This window comes from Mucilaginibacter sp. P4_E8 (genome assembly GCF_056401495.1).
The window spans coordinates 1-1309 of record NZ_JBFUJG010000387.1 but is presented as its reverse complement, the minus strand read 5'-3'; the positions used below and the strand labels follow the sequence as shown (position 1 = coordinate 1309).

The following is a 1309-nucleotide window of genomic DNA, read 5'->3' as shown; positions in this document are numbered from 1 at the left end:
GATTTGTATTATAGGTTTGCTATAATTCCAAAATTTAATAAAAAAAGATTTTTCAGGCCGTTATCTTATAATTTTCCACATACATTTTACCACGCTTCACAAGCGCAAACATTCTTAAGATCAACTTGAATTTTACGTTATTTAATACCAATCCATATTTTTTATTTTTAAGTTTTCTTTCAGCATAGGCGCTGATTTCAGGATCATAGGTGATTGCTGTCCTGGCCGCCATATTTAATTCCTGCTTCAACTCCTTATGTGCAATATGGCTGACCCGTCGTCGCCCCCTAATGCTTGTTCCCGATGTATGTTCGAACGGGACAACTCCAACAAAAACAGCGTAATGCCGTCCGTCAGGAAAGGACGTGAAGTTTTCGGTGTAAGCCAGGGTCATCCAGGCATTCACCGGACCGATACCTTTGATGCTGGTAATGATCCGGTAGTTAAGCAGCATCGCCGCATTGCTTTTAATCAACTCCATAATCTGTTCTTCCAGTTGTTGGACGTATCGTTTATCCGCCGCGATCTTTTCCCGGGCCATACAAATGATCGTATCCTGTTTTGTAACCTCATACATATGCTTCCGTTCTTTGATTGTACTCTCATAGCCGGCACCCTCGCGAACCAGCCTTTTACGAAAGGAAAGCAGCTTTTTGAGTTCTATGATGCTATTGTCCAGAGGTCTGGCGGGTTCCAGGCGTTTGATTTTCTCTTCGCCATATCTACCAATACGATAAGCATCAGCCTTGTCACTTTTGCCCCTGGTCATACCCAGGGATTGTTTGATCTCCAGTCCGGATACTCGACAGTAAGCGATGGACTGCGATTCACAGAATTGAATAAACCGGTATTCATACCCTCCTGTATATTCAAGCACGATAAACGTTTCATTCAGATCAATTTCGTTATCCTTACACCACTTCTTTAATTTACTGAACCCTTCACTGTTGTTGTCAATACGAACCGGAAGCCTGCGTTCTGCGCAGCAGATGTCAAGTGTCTTTTTTGACACATCTACACCTAAAATAACATTCCATACTTTCATACGTTACTTTTTAGATACGTTAATAAATTGCCTTTTGCCAATCACCTTTGATGAATTAAGGGAATAATTATAGCTGGGCCTTGGGCAATCATAAAAGGCAGGGAACTAATACAAATCATAGTCCGGCAGACTATAGGGCAAATAAGTTCACCCTGCCTTTTAATAACGTTCTCCACAAAGTTTTTAGTTCTTAACCCCCCTTGGAACCCCCATTTCAACAATAACAATAATCTTAAAAAACTATTGATAAGACCAAAGGCAGGG

Annotated in this window: 2 protein-coding genes; both read right to left on the bottom strand. The window is 41.1% G+C overall.

The features are described from left to right. Nucleotides 1-52: 52 nt before the first annotated feature. On the bottom strand, nt 53-1045 hold the full coding sequence (locus tag AC1DRQ_RS31625) for an IS110 family transposase (RefSeq protein WP_477430127.1): 993 nt from the start codon (nt 1043-1045) through the stop codon (nt 53-55). A gap of 41 nt (nt 1046-1086) precedes the next feature. After that, nucleotides 1087-1309 (bottom strand): hypothetical protein (locus tag AC1DRQ_RS31620; RefSeq protein WP_477430125.1); only part of this gene is annotated, 223 nt, incomplete at its 5' end.

Bases quoted from the DNA above. Each gene is read 5' to 3' on its own strand.
- AC1DRQ_RS31625 (WP_477430127.1), bottom strand. From the start codon at position 1,045: ATGAAAGTATGGAATGTTATTTTAGGTGTAGATGTGTCAAAAAAGACA.